The 17764-nt window shown below is 70.1% G+C and carries 14 protein-coding genes and 1 tRNA gene; 6 read left to right on the top strand and 9 right to left on the bottom strand.

Features of this window, described 5'->3' with window-relative positions:
- The first annotated feature begins 235 nt into the window (after positions 1-235).
- Positions 236-769, top strand: a complete 534-nt coding sequence (locus ACYVOO_RS38665) for a hypothetical protein (protein WP_461020391.1) — start codon at positions 236-238, stop codon at positions 767-769.
- Between the two features lie 212 nt (positions 770-981).
- Here the strand turns inward: ACYVOO_RS38665 and ACYVOO_RS38660 are convergent, their stop codons facing one another.
- The gene (locus tag ACYVOO_RS38660; RefSeq protein WP_461020390.1) at positions 982-1302 is read right to left on the bottom strand and encodes a helix-turn-helix domain-containing protein; all 321 of its coding nucleotides are present in this window, start codon (positions 1300-1302) and stop codon (positions 982-984) included.
- Positions 1303-1374: 72 nt separating this feature from the next.
- Between ACYVOO_RS38660 and ACYVOO_RS38655 the strand changes: the two genes are divergently transcribed.
- Positions 1375-2304 (top strand): hypothetical protein, encoded by a 930-nt coding sequence (locus ACYVOO_RS38655; RefSeq protein WP_461020389.1) that lies wholly within the window; start codon positions 1375-1377, stop codon positions 2302-2304.
- The gene (locus tag ACYVOO_RS38650) at positions 2301-4133 is read left to right on the top strand and encodes a hypothetical protein (RefSeq protein WP_461020388.1); all 1833 of its coding nucleotides are present in this window, start codon (positions 2301-2303) and stop codon (positions 4131-4133) included. The genes ACYVOO_RS38655 and ACYVOO_RS38650 overlap by 4 nt, the downstream gene beginning before the upstream one ends.
- Positions 4134-4369: 236 nt before the next feature.
- Here the strand turns inward: ACYVOO_RS38650 and ACYVOO_RS38645 are convergent.
- The 7 genes from ACYVOO_RS38645 to galU all read right to left on the bottom strand — a co-directional run bounded on the left by ACYVOO_RS38645 (position 4370) and on the right by galU (position 10519).
- Positions 4370-4443: transfer RNA gene (locus ACYVOO_RS38645), tRNA-Ala, on the bottom strand.
- Positions 4444-4612: 169 nt separating this feature from the next.
- Positions 4613-6127: a hypothetical protein gene (locus ACYVOO_RS38640; RefSeq protein WP_461020387.1), complete on the bottom strand. Its 1515-nt coding sequence runs from the start codon at positions 6125-6127 to the stop codon at positions 4613-4615.
- Positions 6128-6293: 166 nt separating this feature from the next.
- Positions 6294-6923, bottom strand: a complete 630-nt coding sequence (locus tag ACYVOO_RS38635) for a GNAT family N-acetyltransferase (RefSeq protein WP_461020411.1) — start codon at positions 6921-6923, stop codon at positions 6294-6296.
- Positions 6920-7507 carry a MogA/MoaB family molybdenum cofactor biosynthesis protein gene (locus ACYVOO_RS38630; protein ID WP_461020386.1) on the bottom strand — a complete coding sequence of 196 codons (588 nt, stop codon included), beginning with the start codon at positions 7505-7507 and terminating at the stop codon, positions 6920-6922. The genes ACYVOO_RS38635 and ACYVOO_RS38630 overlap by 4 nt, the downstream gene beginning before the upstream one ends.
- Positions 7504-8037 carry a cyclic pyranopterin monophosphate synthase MoaC gene (moaC, locus tag ACYVOO_RS38625; protein WP_453346216.1) on the bottom strand — a complete coding sequence of 178 codons (534 nt, stop codon included), beginning with the start codon at positions 8035-8037 and terminating at the stop codon, positions 7504-7506. The genes ACYVOO_RS38630 and moaC overlap by 4 nt, the downstream gene beginning before the upstream one ends.
- A gap of 270 nt (positions 8038-8307) precedes the next feature.
- Positions 8308-9612, bottom strand: a complete 1305-nt coding sequence (gene glp / locus ACYVOO_RS38620; RefSeq protein ID WP_461020385.1) for a molybdotransferase-like divisome protein Glp — start codon at positions 9610-9612, stop codon at positions 8308-8310.
- 4 nt (positions 9613-9616) lie between these two features.
- Complete coding sequence (gene galU, locus ACYVOO_RS38615; protein ID WP_461020384.1) at positions 9617-10519, bottom strand: UTP--glucose-1-phosphate uridylyltransferase GalU; 903 nt, start codon at positions 10517-10519, stop codon at positions 9617-9619.
- A gap of 61 nt (positions 10520-10580) precedes the next feature.
- Between galU and ACYVOO_RS38610 the strand changes: the two genes are divergently transcribed.
- Positions 10581-11237 carry a 5-formyltetrahydrofolate cyclo-ligase gene (locus tag ACYVOO_RS38610; RefSeq protein ID WP_461020383.1) on the top strand — a complete coding sequence of 219 codons (657 nt, stop codon included), beginning with the start codon at positions 10581-10583 and terminating at the stop codon, positions 11235-11237.
- A 139-nt stretch (positions 11238-11376) separates the two neighbouring features.
- On the opposite strand, the gene ACYVOO_RS38605 is transcribed toward ACYVOO_RS38610, so the two are convergent.
- Complete coding sequence (locus ACYVOO_RS38605; protein ID WP_461020382.1) at positions 11377-14085, bottom strand: penicillin acylase family protein; 2709 nt, start codon at positions 14083-14085, stop codon at positions 11377-11379.
- A 319-nt stretch (positions 14086-14404) separates the two neighbouring features.
- Between ACYVOO_RS38605 and ACYVOO_RS38600 the strand changes: the two genes are divergently transcribed.
- The gene (locus ACYVOO_RS38600) at positions 14405-15913 is read left to right on the top strand and encodes a potassium/proton antiporter (protein ID WP_461020410.1); all 1509 of its coding nucleotides are present in this window, start codon (positions 14405-14407) and stop codon (positions 15911-15913) included.
- Between the two features lie 439 nt (positions 15914-16352).
- Entirely contained in the window at positions 16353-17702 is a 1350-nt protein-coding gene (locus ACYVOO_RS38595; RefSeq protein ID WP_461020381.1) for an MFS transporter, read from the top strand.
- The last annotated feature ends 62 nt before the right edge of the window (positions 17703-17764 follow it).

Here is a 17764-nt window from a genome sequence, read left to right as displayed (position 1 = left end):
CCACCTCATCGACGGCTGCCTGGCCGAGACCGGACTGGCCATCACTCCACCCTGACCGACACCAACCCGAAAACCTCAGTAAGTGCAGGAACGGGCTTCAGATGGGCGGAAGTTGTCGTTTGCGTGCTTTGGCGTCCAGGCCCTGCGATCTTGCAATTGCAGCTTCTACCGTTGGATGGGGCGCTGGCGATAGCGGCCGGGGCCATGGCGGGACCGCAGGAGTCAGGGGCAGGGTATGGAGCCGCTGTTCGATCGGGTGGAGCGAGAAGAAACGGCTGTCCGTGGCGAGCTGGCCGAACTGCAGATGAAGACTGCGGCGGCCGAGGAACGCCTCAAGCGTCTGCGCATCACACGCGAGACGCTGGCTTCTCTGTTGGACGAGTCTGCTGACGCTCCCGAAGAGCCTTCTTCTGTCCAGACGGCCGACGAAGAGCGGCTCGTGGAGGATGAGTCTCCCGATGCGTCGACGGCGGGGCACGAGCAGGAGCTGGACCGGGAGCCAGTCGGCTTGGAGGAGGGGCGTCAGCGGGCTCTTGCGGTGCTGGCGACTTCCGGGCGGGCGATGAAGGCCCGGGATGTCGCGGTGGCCATCGGTGAGGACGTCTCAGAGGGGCGACGGGTGGAGACGACCCGCACTCGGCTGAAGAAGCTGGTCACAGAGGGCTACGTGATCGAGGAGCCGGCATCGTGGTTCGCCATCGCTCCTACGGCGCTGAAGGTTAACGGCACGGCCGTGGCGCATGCGGAAGGCGGTGGCCAGCAGAACTGACACAGAGGAGGCCGCTGCCCGAACGGGCCGTGCGGCAAGAAGGTGGCACCGCCGAGGGCCTAGCAACCTACTCGGCGGTGCCGGGTGCGTGAGCGCCCTACAGGTGGCTCCCGCACCGCTGAGCGTATCGGGGTATGTCCCGTTCAGCGGGCGGAGCCGCGAAATCGTCATGCCCAGTCGTCTTCCATGCGATTTCGGGCGCGAATCGAGGCTCAATGCCCCAGCTCCCGTTCATCAATGGGCCCGTCCGAAGGCCACAGCCGAATCTGAGTGAAGCGGATAAGGCGTGCGACGGTGGCCACGTCCGGCCAGGACCGTCCGGCCAGCAGGTCCGCGATGGTCTGCCGGTTGACGCCGGATCCGGCGGCGGCGCCCCGCAGGCTGACATCCATCTGCCGCAGTGCGGCTTCAAGGTTGCGGGCGATCTGCCGCACGGCCTCGGCTCCGGCATCGCCGCTGGCCGCATGGGGCCAGGCTTCCGGATTCTCGGTCAGCTCCCGGGGGGAGCGTGCGCGGGCGCGTCCGCCGACCATGCGTGCACCGTTCTGTCTGTGGAGGTGGATCAGTTCGAGAGTGGCTGCTTGGCCAGCCGGTATGCATGGACCGTGGTCCTTGATCCCTCCACCTCTTTGAAGATCACCCGCTACCGGCCGAAGAAGGCGCCGCCGGTCTGGGAGGAGATCGCTCCGCTGGTGCGGTCCGTGGTGGCCGCCACCGTCAGCACGGTGCCCTACGACGTCGAGCGGCTGCTGCACGTGACGGCATCTCTGGCCCTGTGGGCCGAGGAGAGCGGACTGGAGCGGGAGCCGGACTGCTGGCTGCGCAACGAGACCATCGACGCCTACGTGCTCTCCCGCGCGGGCGAGCTGGGTTCGACGTCGGTGATGACCTACCGCACATGGCTGTTGCGGGTGCGGGACGCGCTGGCCTGGTCCCATCGCGGCGAGGCAGCTCCGGCGCACCTGCACGGCCAAGCCTGCCCACACCCGCCCTACTCCGGGGCCGAGCTGGCCGCTCTGCGGCACTGGGCTGCCCGTCTGCGCGGGCAGCAGTGCACGGATGCGCTGGCCTTGATGGGGCTGGGGGCCGGGTTCGGCCTGCAGCCCAGGGAAGTGGTGGCCAGCCGCGGCCGTGATCTGCGCCGCCTCTGCCGCGGGGGCCCGCTGCGGCATGACGGGATCGACCGGACGGTGCCGGTCGTCGCACGAGCTGCCTGGGAGGAAACCCTGGCCCAGCTCGCTGAGCAGGCCGGGCACAGCTACCTGTTCCGGCCGGGTCGCACCACCGCCTACCCCAAGAATCTGCTGGGTTCCTGGACGCACCGGCACCGCCCCACGGGCGGACTGCCGAGCCTGTCGGCGGGCCGTTTGCGGGCCACGTGGATCGTCGAACTTCTGACGGCCCGCATCGACCACGACATCATCGCCCAGGCTGCTGGCCTGGCCTCGGCCGCTTCCCTGGCCCGCTACCAGCATCTGGTGCCCCCGCTGGACACCGCCACTGCCGAACGGCTCCTGCGAGGACGCCGACAGTGAGCATGCCGCGCGCCTGGCGCAGCACTGCGAAGGCCAGGCAGCGCCGTCCCCGGCCAGGCGCCGACGCTCCCGCCCAGATTCCGGACTCCAAGGTCGGCCAACTCGACGCGCTGTTGCATCAGTCGGGAGCCCTGGAGCTGATCGCGGCGGAACTGCGCGGCCGTCCCGGCCCGAGCGGGCTGCCGGTGCGCACCGTGCTGGTCGCCCTGCTGCTGACCCTGCACTACCACGGCAGCGCCACCCTCGCCGACGCCTGCCGGGTTCTGCTGGATGAGCTGCGCGCCCCTGCCCGCGAGTGGCTCGGCGTCGTCGAAACAGACCGGCACGAGGTCCACGCCCGCCTCGCTTTTTGCCAGCGTGCCTACCGTTCCTTCGACCGGCTCACCACCGCGCTCGACCCGCATCGTTGCGATCGGCGCCGACGGCTTCCGCTGGACGACGCGGCCGAGGCCGCTGCGGCCTGGGAGGATGATCAGGCCGAGCATCTTCGCCGCAGAAAGGTTCTGCAGGAGATCAACGACCGGCTCGTGCTGGTGACCGTCCGTCTCGCCCACCGGCACGGATTCCTCAAGGGATGGCACGGCGACGTCGGCATCGACACCACCGCCGTCCCCTCCGGGCAGAGACCGCCCAAATACAGCCGCGATCTGGCCTCCGTGGAGATCACGGCCGGCAAACACTTCAGCGCAGGTGACGAGACAGGCATCTTCGGCTACAGCGCGACACTGACCGTCGCCGCGGCCCGCAGACACCCGGCCGGGCATCCGCAGGCCGGACGACGCTCCAGCGCACACCCTCAACTGGTCCTGGGGCTTGTCCTGGACACCCCGGGCAAACGCATCGGGCCGAACGCCGTTCACACCCTGCGTGCCCTCAAGCCACTGGGACTGCCCACCGGGCTTCTGGCCGCCGACAGGGCCTACACCGACCAGACCACTGAGCACTTCGCGCTGCCCACTCGCCGCCTGGGCTACCAACTCGTCCTCGACTACAAGCGCAATCAGCGTGGTGTCCAAGGAAGCCATCTGGGCGCGCTTCTGGTCGACGGCTCGCTGGCCTGCCCCCTGATGCCCGCCGGACTCGCCAACACCACCCACGGACTGGAGGATAAAACCGTACGGGAATTCCCCGAAGACCTCGCCCAGCAGATCGCTGCCCGAGAGCCCTATTACCTCAAGCTCAAGGAAGGTCCTGACGCGCGCGGCGCCATCCGCTTGCAATGCCCGGCCGCGGGCCCTTCTCCCTCGGTGACCTGCCCCAGGTTCAGCCGCACCCACCAGGCCCCTGCCCCGCCGCCCACTACCGTCGACCTCACCAACCCCCGCGCCACTGCGGCACATCCGGCGGCCAAACCCACTATTCAGGTCTCCAAAGCTGAACGGCTTCGGCCACCGCCCGGGAGAGAACTGCCGGAGATTTGCCAGCAGCCGACCTGGACCATCCGCCCCGGGGACATCGACGTGTGGGACAAGTTCCGGCAGGACAGGCACTACCTCACCCCTGCCTGGCTCGACGCCTACAAGCCCATCCGTGCCCACAACGAGGGCATCAACGGCCGAGCCAAGGGCCACCGCGTCGACATCGCAGAACCGAAGAAGCGCCTCGCCCGCGGACGCGTCGCCCAGACCATCCTCGTCGCCTTGATGATCTCCATCATCAATCTGCAGATCCTCACCGACTGGCAACGCACCATCGGTGACCACACGCCCCTTGTCTCCCACCACGCAGAGTGCAGAGAAGACACCAACCGCCCCCGCGGACGTCAGCAGGTCCCCACTGAGGCCCGGCCCCCACCTGCCGGCCTTACACGACGACGCTCCAACCACTGAACGTCCAGCCCGGCGCAGATCGCCCCCGAGCCGCCGACGGGCACTTCCCCCTGCCCCGCCCCCGTCAAGACACGAGCACCACCACTCACCGACCGCCCGGTGGCCTCCGACCCGGCACTCCCGCAATCGGACACCACCTCGAACAGGCCCCAGAAACGAGAAGATCCCACCTGATCGTGGTGATCAAGTGGGATCTCGAAAACCATTCCTGAGCGAACCCAAGAACGGCCCTGCTGTGGACCTGAGGGGATTTGAACCCCTGACCCTCTCGTTGCGAACGAGATGCGCTACCGGACTGCGCCACAGGCCCTTGCAACGCTCGAAACTTTAGCATCCCCATCGGGTGATGAGGAAATCCGTTCCCGCGCTGGTCATGACGGTCGCGGCAGCATCCGTCGTGAGCCCGTTCACGGCCCGGCCACGCTCCCCGCCACAGCACCGGAGCCCGGACCGGGACCGGAGGGCCCGCCCCGGCCCCGTCACTCGTTGGCGGCGCGGGGCCGGTCCTCGTCCTCGTACTGGTCGAAGAGCGGAGTGCGGCCCCGTTCGCGCGGGCGCCGGGCCCGGGGGTCCGGCTCGGGCGCAGAGGCGGCGCCCCTGTCCCGGGACGACGCGGCGCCGCCGGGCGCTTCCGGCTCGCCCCGGGACGACCGACCGCCGTCCACCGTGCTGGAGCGGGCCGAGCTCCAGGTGTCCGGGGCCTCCAGGTCCACACCGCGCGTGGCACGCGGCGCGACCGGCGCGCTGACGTACGTCGGCAGGGGCACCGGGACCGGGTCCCAGCCCTCGCCCTCGCCCTGTTCGCGGTCGCGCCCGCGCTGCTGGTCGACCCACTCGGCGTGGTCCGTCTGCTCGACGAGCGCACGCCGGTCGGCAGCGCCGGGCTCCTCCTCGGCCAGTGCGTCGTGCGCGGAGGCGTACTCGGCGCCGTTCCCGTGGACCGCCTCGGCCTCGGGCGCCTCACCCTGCTCGTGGATCTCGGCCGCGGCGGCGCGCTGCCGCGAACGCCGCTCGCGCAGCCGCCGTGCCGCGTCCTCCGCCCGACGCCGGTCCATGGTCACCGCGAAGCGGCGGCGCTCCTGGATGCGCAGGTGAACGATGTACATGCTCAGCAGCACGGCCGGAACTCCGGGCGCCCACAGGAACGCCAGCCCGCCGACCGCGGCGACGATGGCGCCCGCGGTGAAGGCGAGGAACAGCGCCATCGTGGTGCGCCGACGCCGGGCGAGCACCTTGGCCCGCTTGTTCTTGCTGCCCTGCGGACGCCCGTCGCGGCCGTCACGCCCGTCACGCCGGACGTCCCGGCCGCGCTGGTCGGCGCGGCCCTGCCGCGCGACGCCACGCTCCGCGTCGTCGCCCTCACCGCGCACCCCGCGCCCCGCACCGGAGCGCCCCTCAGAGCCGGAACCGGAACCGGAAGCGGGGCCGGAACCGGAAGCGGGACCTGCGGCCTGGCTGTCCCGTACGCGACCGCCCCGCGCCCGCTCCCCCCGTACCCGCTCGCGCTCGGCCCTGGCCGTGACACCGTCACGACCGGGCCGGTCGGCGCGTTCGGCCGCGGAGACGGCGGCACGGCGGGAACCGGAGGCGGCAGCCGCCGCGCCGGGGTCCCCCGGGGGAGCCACTATCGCGGTGGGCGCCTCGGGGAGGGAGCCGCCGATCATGGTCGTGGGGTCGGCGAAGGCCCGGACGTCGACCGCGTCCTCCGCGGCGTCCGGAGCACTCGCTTCCGCCACGTCACCGTCGGCCGGACCGGAGTCGGCGGCTTCGGCGAAGCGGGGCCGGGCGTCCGAGGCTTCCGCCTCGCGCCGCTCGGCGTCCTTCGCGTAGCGCCGTTCCATGGCCGCTTTTCCGGACAACAGCCGGATTGCGGTGCTGAAGCGTTCCGTCGGACGGGCCTCGTTCAGCTCGTCCTGTCTACGGAGCCACATCGGCACCAAATAGGCGGCCCAGGCCCCGACGATGACTGCGTAGATGAGGCCACTGCTGCTCACCCTCACACGGTAGAGGGGATCGCACGGGCCCATCTGCCAAATACGGCGGTGTGTCGCACGATCTGGCTGATCTCTCGAACTTTTTTTGTGATTACTGAGATCCGCGTCACCAAATGTGGCCAACTAATGGCCATGAGGGAGTCGTTCCGCGACACGTATCGAACGTTTATCTTATTTCCGTGGATCGCCCAGGGCTCGTGCGGTGCCAGCGGTTCAGCAGCCCCTCCGGGACTTCGTCGGCGGTCAGCGCGAACACCAAATGGTCCCGCCACCCACCGTCGATGTGGAGATAACGGGGCCTCAGGCCCTCTTCCCTGAAACCCAGTTTCTCCACGACCCGACGGCTCGGCGCGTTCTCCGGGCGGATGCACACCTCGATGCGGTGCAGCCCGACCGTTCGGAAACAGTGGTCCACGGCGAGCGCGACCGCCGTCGGCATGACCCCGCGGCCTGCGACGGACCTGTCGATCCAATACCCGATATGGCCCGAGCACATCGAGCCCCAGGTGATCCCCGCGACCGTCAACTGCCCCGCGAGGCGCCCCTCGTGCTCCACCACGAACGGCAGCATCCTGCCCGCCTGGGCCTCAGCACGCAGGTGGCGCACCATCTGACGGTACGTAGGGCGGCGCGGTGGCGCGTGGCCGGGCAGCGCGGGCGGGATGGTGGCCTCCCAGGGGCGCAGCCAGTCGCGGTTGCGCAGGTTCACCTCGCGCCAGGCACGCTGGTCGCGCAGCCGTATCGGACGGAGGGCCGTTGCCCCGTCCGTCAGCTCGACCGGCCAGGAGGCGTTCAGTTGGCTCCCCCTCTGGGATGGTCGCCACCGTGGACCTGGTCGACGGCGTGGACCAGCAGGCGGCCCAGTACGGCGAGCCCGTCGCGCACCCCGCCCGAGGAGCCGGGGAGGTTGACGATCAGGGTGCCCTCCGCGATGCCCGCTGTGCCCCTGGAGAGCGCCGCGGTCGGGACCTTGGCCAGGCCCTCGGCGCGGATCGCCTCCGGGATGCCGGGGATCTCGTAGTCGAGCACCCGGCGGGTCATCTCCGGAGTGCGGTCCGTCGGGGAGATGCCGGTGCCTCCGGTGGTGAGGACGACGTCGAAGCCGGCGGCGACGGCCGCGCGCAGCACCTCCTCGACCGGTTCGCCATCAGGGACGACGCTCGGCCCCTCCGTCTCGAAGCCCATCCCCTTGAGGCCCTCTACGAGGAGGGGGCCGCCCTTGTCCTCGTAGACGCCCGCTGCGGCGCGGTTCGACGCGGTGACGGCCAAGGCGCGGTACGGGGTACGGGGCGTGCCGGGGGCTTCGGGGCCGTCCGGATCCCGCGCACCGTGTGCCCCCTTGCCGTCGTGCATGCCGTGCGTGCCGTGCGTGCCACTCACGCTCCGGCTCCTTCCTGCGTGGGCCTCGACGACTCTTCCGGCCGCTCGTCGCGGGTCCAGTCCCCCGACTTGCCGCCGGTCTTCTCCTCGACACGTACGTCCGTGATGACGGCGGACTTGTCGACAGCCTTCACCATGTCGATGACCGTCAGAGCGGCGACCGTAACCGCCGTCAGGGCCTCCATCTCGACGCCCGTGCGGTCGGTCGTCCGTACCCGGGCCGCGATCTCCACCGCGTCGTCGGCGACCGACAGGTCGAGCTTCACCCCGGACAGGGCGAGCGGGTGGCACAGGGGGATGAGATCCGGGGTCTTCTTCGCGCCCATGATGCCCGCGATACGGGCGGTGGCCAGGGCGTCCCCCTTGGGCACGCCTTCGCCCCGCAGCAGCTCGATCACACGGGGCGAGACCAGCACGCGACCGGTCGCGTGGGCGGTGCGCGCGGTGACGTCCTTCGCGGAGACGTCGACCATGCGGGCGGCCCCGGCCTCGTCGATATGGGTGAGGTGCTGCTGCTCGGCGCTGCTCATCGTTCTCCCGGTCCGTCTCTGTGCCCAGACACGGTACCGGTCACACCTCGGCGCGGGACGGCCGAGTACCGGGCCGACGCCGCCGTACACCCGCGTACGTGGCCGCGACACGGCCGTACGGGGGTGTACGCGACTCTACGGGCGTCCCATGCCGCCCACGCCGCTCCAGCGCTCCAGGGGCCCCTGGCCGGGCGCGCAACGCCTCGGGGAACCGCTGATCCGGTGGACCGCCGATCCGGTGCGCCCAGGGGCATCCGGGGCGCCCGGGCCTCAGTCGAGCGGGAGCACGGTCAGCTCCTCGCCCGGGGCGACCTCCGTGGTCTTCTCGGGGACGTCGATGAGCGCGTCGGCCTGGGCGAGCGCGGCGACCAGGTGCGAACTCGCGCCGCCTACGGGCGAGACGGTGCCGACGGTCTCGCCCTCGGGGGGTGGCGTGTAGCTACCGCGCAGGAACTGGCGCTTCCCCTCGACCGAGGTGAGCGGCTTCTCGCTCTCCAAGCGGGCGCGTACGGGCGTGCGCCGGACGGGATCGCGGCCCATGAGGGTGCGGATGGCGGGGCGCACGAAGAGCTCGAAGGAGACGTACGCGCTCACCGGATTGCCCGGGAGGGCCAGGATCGGGGTGCGCTCGGAGCCGATCAGTCCGAAGCCCTGGGGTTTGCCCGGCTGCATCGCCAGGCGGCGGAACTCGACGCTCCCCTCCTCGTCGTCGATCTGGGAGAGGGCCTCCTTGACCACGTCGTACGCGCCGACGCTCACGCCGCCGCTGGTCACGACGATGTCCGCGCGGATGAGCTGGTCCTCAATGGTCGAACGGAGGGTTTCGGGATCGTCGGAGACCGAACCCACGCGGTACGAGATCGCGCCCGCCGCGCGTGCCGCAGCGGTGAGCACGAAGCTGTTGGAGTCGTAGATCTGGCCGGACGCCAACTGTTCCCCTGGCTGGATCAGTTCGCTCCCCGTGGACAGCACGACCACGCGCGGGCGCGGGCGGACCTTGACCGTGCCGCGGCCGATGGCGGCGAGCAGGCCGACCTGCGGCGGCCCCAGGACCGTACCGGCGCTCAGCGCGACCGCGCCCGCCTGGACGTCGCTTCCGCGCGACCGTACGTGCGCTCCCTGGGTGGCCGCGCAGTGGACGCGGACCTCGCCCTCCGCGCCGCCCGGGGACTCGCCCCGGGGCGTCATGGACTCGGCGGGGCCGCCGCCTGTCCCCCCGTCGGTCCACTCCACGGGGACGACTGCCTCGGCTCCTGGGGGCAGCGGGGCCCCGGTCATGATGCGGGCGGCCTGGCCGGGTCCGACAGCGGGGAGGTCTCCGCTGCCCGCGGCGACGTCCCCGACGACCGTGAGCACCGCGGGGAACTCCTCGCTCGCGCCCTCGACATCGGCCGTGCGCACCGCGTAGCCGTCCATCGAGCTGTTGTCGAAGGGCGGCAGGGAGACGGGCACGGTGACGTCCTCGACGAGGACGCAACCCTGTGCCTCCAGCAACTGGAGCTCGATGGGCTCCAGTGGGCGGACGCCGCGGAGGATGTCTTCCAGGTGCTCGTCGACCGACCAGGTCTTGCTCAATGCCCTACATCTCCTCGCTGACGTAACTGCGCAGCCAGTCCCGGAAGTCCGGTCCCAGGTCCTCACGTTCGCATGCCAGTCTGACAATGGCCCGCAGATAGTCTCCCCTGTCTCCGGTGTCGTAGCGGCGGCCACGGAAGACGACGCCGTGGACGGGGCCGCCGAGGGACGGGTCGGAGGCGAGGGCCTGGAGGGCGTCGGTGAGCTGGATCTCACCGCCGCGGCCCGGCTGCGTCTTGCGCAGGACCTCGAAGACGGCGGGGTCGAGAACGTACCGGCCGATGATCGCCAGGTTTGACGGCGCCTCGTCGGCTGAGGGCTTCTCCATGAGGTCGGAGACCTTGACGACGTCGTCCTCCCCGGTGGGCGCGGCAGCCGCGCAGCCGTAGAGGTGGATGCTCGCCGGGTCGACCTCCATGAGGGCGATGACGCTGCCGCCGTGCTGCTCCTGGATCTGCGTCATCCGGGCGAGCAGGGGGTCGCGGGGGTCGATGAGGTCGTCGCCGAGCAGCACGGCGAAGGGCTGGTCACCCACATGGGGGGCCGCGCAGAGGACGGCGTGTCCGAGGCCGCGGGGGTCGCCCTGGCGTACGTAGTGCATCGTCGCCAGGTCGCTGGATTCCTCGACGCGGGCGAGCTTCGTTCCGTCGCCCTTGTCGCGAAGAACCTGCTCAAGCTCGTAGTTGCGGTCGAAATGGTCTTCCAGGGGGCGCTTGTTCCGGCCGGTGACCATGAGGACGTCGGAGAGGCCGGCTGTGACCGCCTCTTCGACCACATACTGGATCGCGGGCTTGTCGACGACCGGAAGCATCTCCTTGGGCGTGGCCTTGGTCGCGGGCAGAAAGCGGGTGCCCAGGCCCGCTGCGGGGATGACAGCCTTGCTGATCCTCGTACGTGAAGTAGTCATGTCCCGCACCATAACCACTGACTTTATGTGGAAGGTAAGTGTCCGCTGTGTTTGTTGCCTTATGTGGACACAGGAAGGGTTTGGGCACAACGTGAGCGAGATTCACGCTAGTAAGCGGATGTTGCGACAGGACATCCTGGCGGTGAGATTTCGGTTGACTGCCGATGACGCGTCGGCCAGGGCGGCGTTTCTCGCGGAACGGGCACAGGAACTTCCCGAGGTGGCCGCGGCCGATACCGTCGCCGCCTACGTGTCGGTCGGCCGGGAGCCCGGAACCCGCCCTCTCCTGGACGCGCTGCGCGCCCGTGGCGTGCGGGTTCTGCTTCCGGTGCTGCTGCCCGACAACGACCTGGACTGGGGAGCGTACGAGGGCCCCGGCTCACTCGTACGCGCCGGGCGGGGGCTCCTGGAGCCTGGCGGAAGCAGGTTTGGCCCGGAAGCGGTCACCAAGGCGGACGTGGTGCTGCTGCCCGGGCTGGCGGTCGACGGACAGGGCATGCGGCTGGGGCGCGGAGGCGGCTCGTACGACCGCGTACTGGAGCGCCTCGACGCCCACGCCGCCCCCGGGGCGGAGGGGGCGCGGGGGCGAGAGGGCGGGCCCCTGCTGACGGTCCTGCTGTACGACGACGAGATCATCGGCCACGTCCCGGCCGAGCCCCACGACAGGGCCGTGCACGCCGCGGTGACGCCGTCGGGTGTGCGGCGGTTCGACGGCTGAGGGGCACAGGGCGGCTGGGACGCAGGACGGCTGAGCGAGGCAGGGCAGCGAAGGGGACCGGGGACCGGAAAGGAAGCGGGCCGGGCCCCACGGGGGAACCCGGCCCGCTTCACGGCCCTCTACGGGCCGACGCGGCTGTCTACGGCGTCAGCGCCATCTTGTCCTCGGTGCCCTTCTCGACGGCCTTCTCCGAGAACGCCCAGGGCAGCAGCTCACCCTTGGCCCACTTTCCGGTCTGGTCGGTGTAGTGGGAGTTGTACGCGTGCCCCGAGGCGCCGGTGAGGTTGATCCAGCGGGACTTGTCGAGGTCCCCGAGGTTGACGACCATGCGCATGGACGGCACCCAGGTCACGTCGTAACCGCCCGCCGCGTTCCAGCCGGTGGCGTTGACGGCCGCCTCGCCGCCGCCGAGGTCCCAGGGGCCGCGGTTGAGCAGCCACTGCATGTAGCCGGGGCCGTTGGTGCCGATGGTCTGGTTCTTGAGCATCAGCCGGTGGAGACGGCCCCAGCTCCAGGTGTCGATGTCCTTGCCGAGCTTGGCCGTCAACTCGTAACGCGCGTCCTTCATGGCGTGCGAGAGCAGCTCGTCGCGGTTCTTGTCCCCGGGGCGGCGCTTGGTGCCCTCGGTCTTCCACCACTCGTCGTCGGGGTTCTTGATGAGCTTCCGTACGACCTCGTACCAGCGGTCGCCGCCGTCCGGCTGCGCCGAGTCGGGCTTGCGCTCACCGCACTCGCGTACCAGTAGCTCGTTGCCCTCCAGGTCGTCGATGGGACCGGAGTCATCCGAGGGCCGCACGTTCAGGCAGTCGCCCTTGACCCGCAGCTCCTTGGGGAGCTTGTTCCCGAAGGCGAGCATCAGCATGTTGCGCCAGACGGCGTTGAAGTAGGCGGCCGGGGCGGAGTCGGCGTCCTGGGTGTAATCCCAGCCCTCCAGGAGCTTCTGGGCCTCCCGGACGTAGTTGTCCTTGACGTCGACCTTCAGGAGGTACGGCACCAGCAGCTTGGCGATCTCGCTGCTGTTGTCCATCTGCATGGTCTGCATGTCGCCCATGGAGATCTTGCCGCCGTCCTCGACCTTCGACTGGATCAGGTCGTTGATCCGCTGGCTGCGGGCGCCGTACCCCCAGTCCTCGGTCAGCAGGTACGGGTACTTCTCCTGGTCGATGACGGCCTGGTTGGCGGTCACGATGTAGCCGCGGTCCGGGTTGTACTCCCAGGGCAGCGCGGACTGGGGGACGTAGCCCTTCCAGCGGTAGCGCGGGTCCCAGCCCGGCGCCGGGTAGCGGCCGTCGCCCGCGCCCCTGACGGGGATGCGGCCGGGGGCCTGGTAGCCGATGTTGCCCTTGGCGTCGGCGTAGATGAGGTTCTGCGAGGGGACCGCGAAGTCACGGGCCGCCGCGCGGAACTCCTTGAAGTCCGACGCCTTGTTCAGCTCGAAGACGGCGTCCATGGACTTGGTGGGCGACAGCGCGGTCCAGCGGAGGGAGACCGCGTAGCCGTCGCTGCGGTCGGGTGCCGCGTTGTCGACGGGCGCCTCGTCGCCGACCTTCCGCAGCTCGGAGTCACGGTCGGAGATGACCGGCCCGTTGTTCGTCTCCCGGACGGTGATCTCGCGGTTCTTCCCGCCCGCGACCTTGATGGTCTCCTTGCGGGTCTTGTACGGGACGGTCTTGCCGTCGTAGACGTAGCCGCCGTCCCTGATCTTCTGGAGATACAGGTCGGTGACGTCCGCGCCCAGGTTGGTCATGCCCCAGGAGATGTCCTGGTTGTGGCCGATGACGACGCCGGGCATCCCGGAGAACGTGAACCCGGAGACGTCGTACGGGCACGAGGAGCTCACGGTGCGGCAGTGCAGGCCCATCTGGTACCAGAGGGAGGGCAGTTGCGGCGCCAGGTGCGGGTCGTTCGCGAGCAGGGGCTTGCCGGTGGTCGTGTACTTGCCGGAGACCACCCAGGAGTTGGAGCCGATGCCGCTGCCGTTGGGCCCCAGGAGCGAGGGAATCTCGTCGAGCTTCTTGGAGACCCGGTCCAACTGCGTGCCCGCGTTGCTGGCGGCCTGCTGGTATCCCTGGCCCGACGCGCTCTCGGAGGCCGTCTCGCCGCCCTCCGGGTCGAACTCCTTGGTCGCGGGATCGACCGAGCCGCCGTCGACGATCGGCTTGTTCCGCTCGTACGGGTACTCAGGGTAGAGATCCTCGATCTCGTCCTTGGTCAGCCTGCTGGACATCAGGGCGCGGTCGATCTCGTCGGACATGTTGCCGCGCAGGTCCCAGGCCATGGCCTTCAGCCAGGCGACGGAGTCGACGGGGCTCCACTTCGGCGGCGAGTAGTCGCCCGTGATGTCCAGGGCCGCGTACTCGACGGAGGCGGCGGATCCCTTGTGGTCCTTCAGGTAGGCGTTGACGCCGGCCGAGTAGGACTGGAGGTTCTTCTTGGTCTCCGGGGAGAGCTTCGCGTACTCCTGCTCGGCGACCTTCCGCCAGCCCAGCGTCCGCAGGAACGCGTCGGTCTCCACCTGGCCCGCGCCGAACATCTCCGAGAGCCGCCCCGACGTCATGTGACGGCGTACGTCCATCTCCCAGAAGCGGTCCTGGGCGTGGACATAACCCTGGGCCTGGAAGAGGTCCTTGGAGTTGTCCGCGTAGAGCTGCGGGACGCCGCTGCTGTCGCGTTTGACCGTGACGGGGTCGGAGAGGCCCTTGAGTTTGAGGGAGCCGGTCGTCTGCGGGAAGGAGTCCCGCACCGTACTGATGGTCCAGAACGTGCCGCCGCCGATGCCAGCCACGAGCAGCAACACGACTGCGATCACGATCAGGCGGGCGCGTCGCGAGGTCTTCTTGGCGGGCATCGCTGTCCTTCGAGCGGCAGGGTGGACCTTGTGCGTGAAGGCCCGGACGGATCCGTGCTGGAGCAACCATAGGACGAGCCCTCGCACGGCCGTGCAGCGAGCCACCAGCTACGAAGCTGGAACGTTCAAGCAATGGTAAATTATTAGCTACCCAAACGAACTAAGAAGATCAAAAAGGAATCGTCAAGGAAACGGCCGACCACACCCCAGCGAAGCCAGCACGCCACAAGGCAGCGAGCCGTCGCGCCACCCTCCCGACCGGGACGGCGGCGGAGCGGCGAAGCAGCGAGGCCAAGGCCCCCGAAGAGAGGATCCGCCCCTGACTGTCGACCGTCTCAACGAACTGCTGCTCCTCAGCGCCCTGGTCCTCCTCGTCGCCGTCGTCGCCGTACGCCTCTCCTCGCGCAGCGGCCTGCCCAGCCTGCTCGTCTACCTGGGCATCGGCATCGCCATAGGGCAGGACGGCCTCGGAGTCGACTTCAGCAACACCGAACTGACACAAGTGCTCGGCTACGCGGCCCTCGTCGTGATCCTCACCGAAGGCGGCCTCGGCACCAAGTGGCACGAGATCCGCCCGGCGGTACCCGCCGCGGCCGTACTCTCCACCCTGGGCGTCGGCGTGAGCGTGGCGGTCACCGCCTGCGCAGCCCACTACCTGGTCGGCCTCAACTGGCAGACCTCCCTGCTGATGGGCGCCGTGGTCTCCTCCACCGACGCGGCGGCGGTCTTCTCCGTGCTGCGCAGGGTGCCCCTCCCCAAGCGCCTCACGGGCGTTCTGGAGGCCGAGTCGGGCTTCAACGACGCCCCGGTCGTCATCCTCGTCGTCGCCTTCTCCACGCTCGATTTCAGCCCTGACCACTGGTACCTGCTGCTGGGCGAGATCCTGCTGGAACTGGCCATCGGCCTCCTGATCGGCCTGGCCGTCGGCAAGCTGGGCGCGCTCGGCCTGGGGCGTGTGGCCCTGCCCGCCTCCGGCCTCTACCCCATCGCCGTGATGGCCCTGTGCGTCCTGGCCTACGCCGGTGGCGCGCTGGCACACGGTTCCGGCTTCCTGGCCGTCTACGTGTGCGCGCTGATCCTCGGCAACGCGAAGCTGCCGCACCGACCCGCCGTACGGGGCTTCGCCGACGGACTGGCCTGGCTGGCACAGATCGGGCTCTTCGTGCTGCTGGGCCTGCTCGTCACCCCGCACGACCTGGGCGACGACTTCCTGCCCGCGGTCGTCATCGGACTGGCGCTGACCGTGGTCGCCCGTCCGCTTTCGGTTCTCATCAGCATGGTTCCGTTCCGCCACCCCTGGCAGGACAAAGCACTGCTCTCCTGGGCGGGACTGCGCGGGGCTGTGCCGATCGTCCTGGCGACCATTCCGAGAGTCGCCGAAGTGGACGACAGCGAGCGGATCTTCAACATCGTCTTCGTGCTCGTGGTCCTCTTCACGCTGGTCCAGGGCCCGACGCTGCCCTGGTTCGCGCGCAAACTGGAACTCGGCAACGGTTCCGAGGCCCTCGACGTCGACATCGAATCCGCGCCCCTGGAGCGGCTGCGCGGTCATCTGCTGTCGGTCTCGATCCCGGGCGCCTCCAAGATGCACGGCGTGGAGGTCACGGAACTGCGCCTGCCCCACGGGGCCGCCGTCACCCTGGTCGTACGGGGCGGCTCCAGCTTTGTCCCCCTGCCCACGACCGTGCTGCGGCACGGGGACGAACTCCTGGTGGTGGCGACGGACGAGGTACGGGACGCGGCGGAACGGCGCCTCCTGGCCGTCGGCCGTGGCGGCAAGCTGGCGGGCTGGCTCGGCACGGGCGGCAGCACGGGCCTACGGCGCTGAGGGACGGCGGGGACTCCCGGAAGGGCGGGGAGGGGCAGGTCGGCGCACGCGAACGTGGCGGGCGGCCCGACTGCCCCTTCCGTCCCCTCCAGGGGGCGGTGGCCCGTGGGGCCTTCGACACCGAGAACTGAGACGCGGGGCGAGGGGCGAGCAGGCCTCAGGTGCGGGCGCTCCTGGAGGAGGGCGCGTGCTCCGGTCACCGCGCTCCCGCACTGCGCGGGGGCGCCGCCCCGCGCGGGGACGCGCCGTCAGCCGTTACCCTTTTGAAGGCAAGTTTCACCCGACTCTGCCTGATGCAGGGCTGGCGCGGCCTGGACAGGTCATGCGCGAGAGGACAGCCCTCGGCGCGTTCACGCAAGGGCGTGACAACACGTTCACGTAGGAACGTCTGCGACCGAACGTGATCAACCGCGCTACCAGGTGGCAGAAAGGCCCGGCCGTGAGACCCCCGGCCACCACTTCTCACGACAGCGACAAGGGCGCATCACGCCCCGGATACGGCCAGCTCCTGCGCACCCGCGGCGCGTGGACGTTCCTGGTCCCCGGCTTTCTCGCCCGACAGCCGTTCGCGATGCTCACCATCGGCATCGTCCTGCTGGTCGAGCACACCTCCGGCTCGTACGGCACGGCCGGCGCCGTATCGGCGACCGCCGGTGTCGCCATGGCCCTGCTCGCCCCGCAGAGCGGCAAGCTGGCCGACCGCTTCGGGCAAGGTGCCGTGCTGGTGCCCGGCATCTTCCTGCACGCCCTGTTCATCGGCCTGCTGACGGCGCTGGCACTGCTGGACGCGCCCTTGTGGTCCCTGTTCGCCGCCGCTGTACCGGCGGGCGCGACCACCCCGCAGATCAGCCCGATGGTGCGTGCCCGCTGGGCGGCTCGGCTGGAGGGCTCTCCGCTGATGACGACGGCGGCGGCCTTCGAGTCCGTCACGGACGAGTTCACCTTCGTCGTGGGCCCGGTCATCGCCACGGCCCTGTGCACCGGCGTACATCCGGCGGCCGGGCTGATCGCGGAGGCCGTGCTGATGACGCTCGGCGGACTGGTCTTCGCGGCGCAGCGCCGCACCCAGCCGGTACCAGCACGCCACAGGTCCCACGCCACCCCGCACGCGGGTCAGGACGTCGACGGCGGCGCTGACCGGGCGCGGAAGAAGCGGGCGTCCGCGCTCTCGGCGCCCGGTGTCCGCGTGCTCATCGCGCTCCTCTTCGGCATCGGCGCGGTTTTCGGCGGCATGCAGGTCTCCCTGGCCGCCTTCGCGCAGTCCTCCGGCCAGCCCGGTATCAACGGTGTGCTCTACGGCGTCTTCGCCGGCGGAAACATGCTCGCGGCCCTCGCCGTCGGCGCCATCCACTGGAAGCGCAGCCCTCGGGCCCGCCTCCTGGCGGCCTACCCCGCACTCGTGCTGGCGACCATGGCCCTGGCGGGCGTGGCGCAGCTGGGGCCGTGGACACCACTGCTGGGCGGCCTGGGCCTCCTCGCGGGGCTCTGCATCGCCCCGTCCATGATCACGAGCTTCACGCTGGTGGAGATGCTGGTCCCCGCGACCACGCGCACGGAGGCGTTCACCTGGCTGACGGGCGCGGTCGCACTGGGCCAGGCGGCCGGTACGACGGCCTCGGGACAGCTCACCGACAGCTTCGGCGCGAGCAGCGGATTTCTCGCGCCGCTCGTGGGCACGGGACTGGCTCTGACCGTGCTCGTTGCCTTCCGCCGACGGCTCGTCACACCCTCCGAAGGGAGGGTCACGGCACGTGGAGTCGGTCACCGTACGCCGGTCGCAGTGGACTGACGCGCGGGAATACTGCACTATGGAGCGTCGTTAGCACTCAACGAGTGAGAGTGCCAGGAGGA

The organism is Streptomyces daliensis (genome assembly GCF_054782395.1).
The sequence above is the reverse complement of the archived record's forward strand: the minus strand, read 5'-3'. Positions and strand labels throughout refer to the sequence as shown.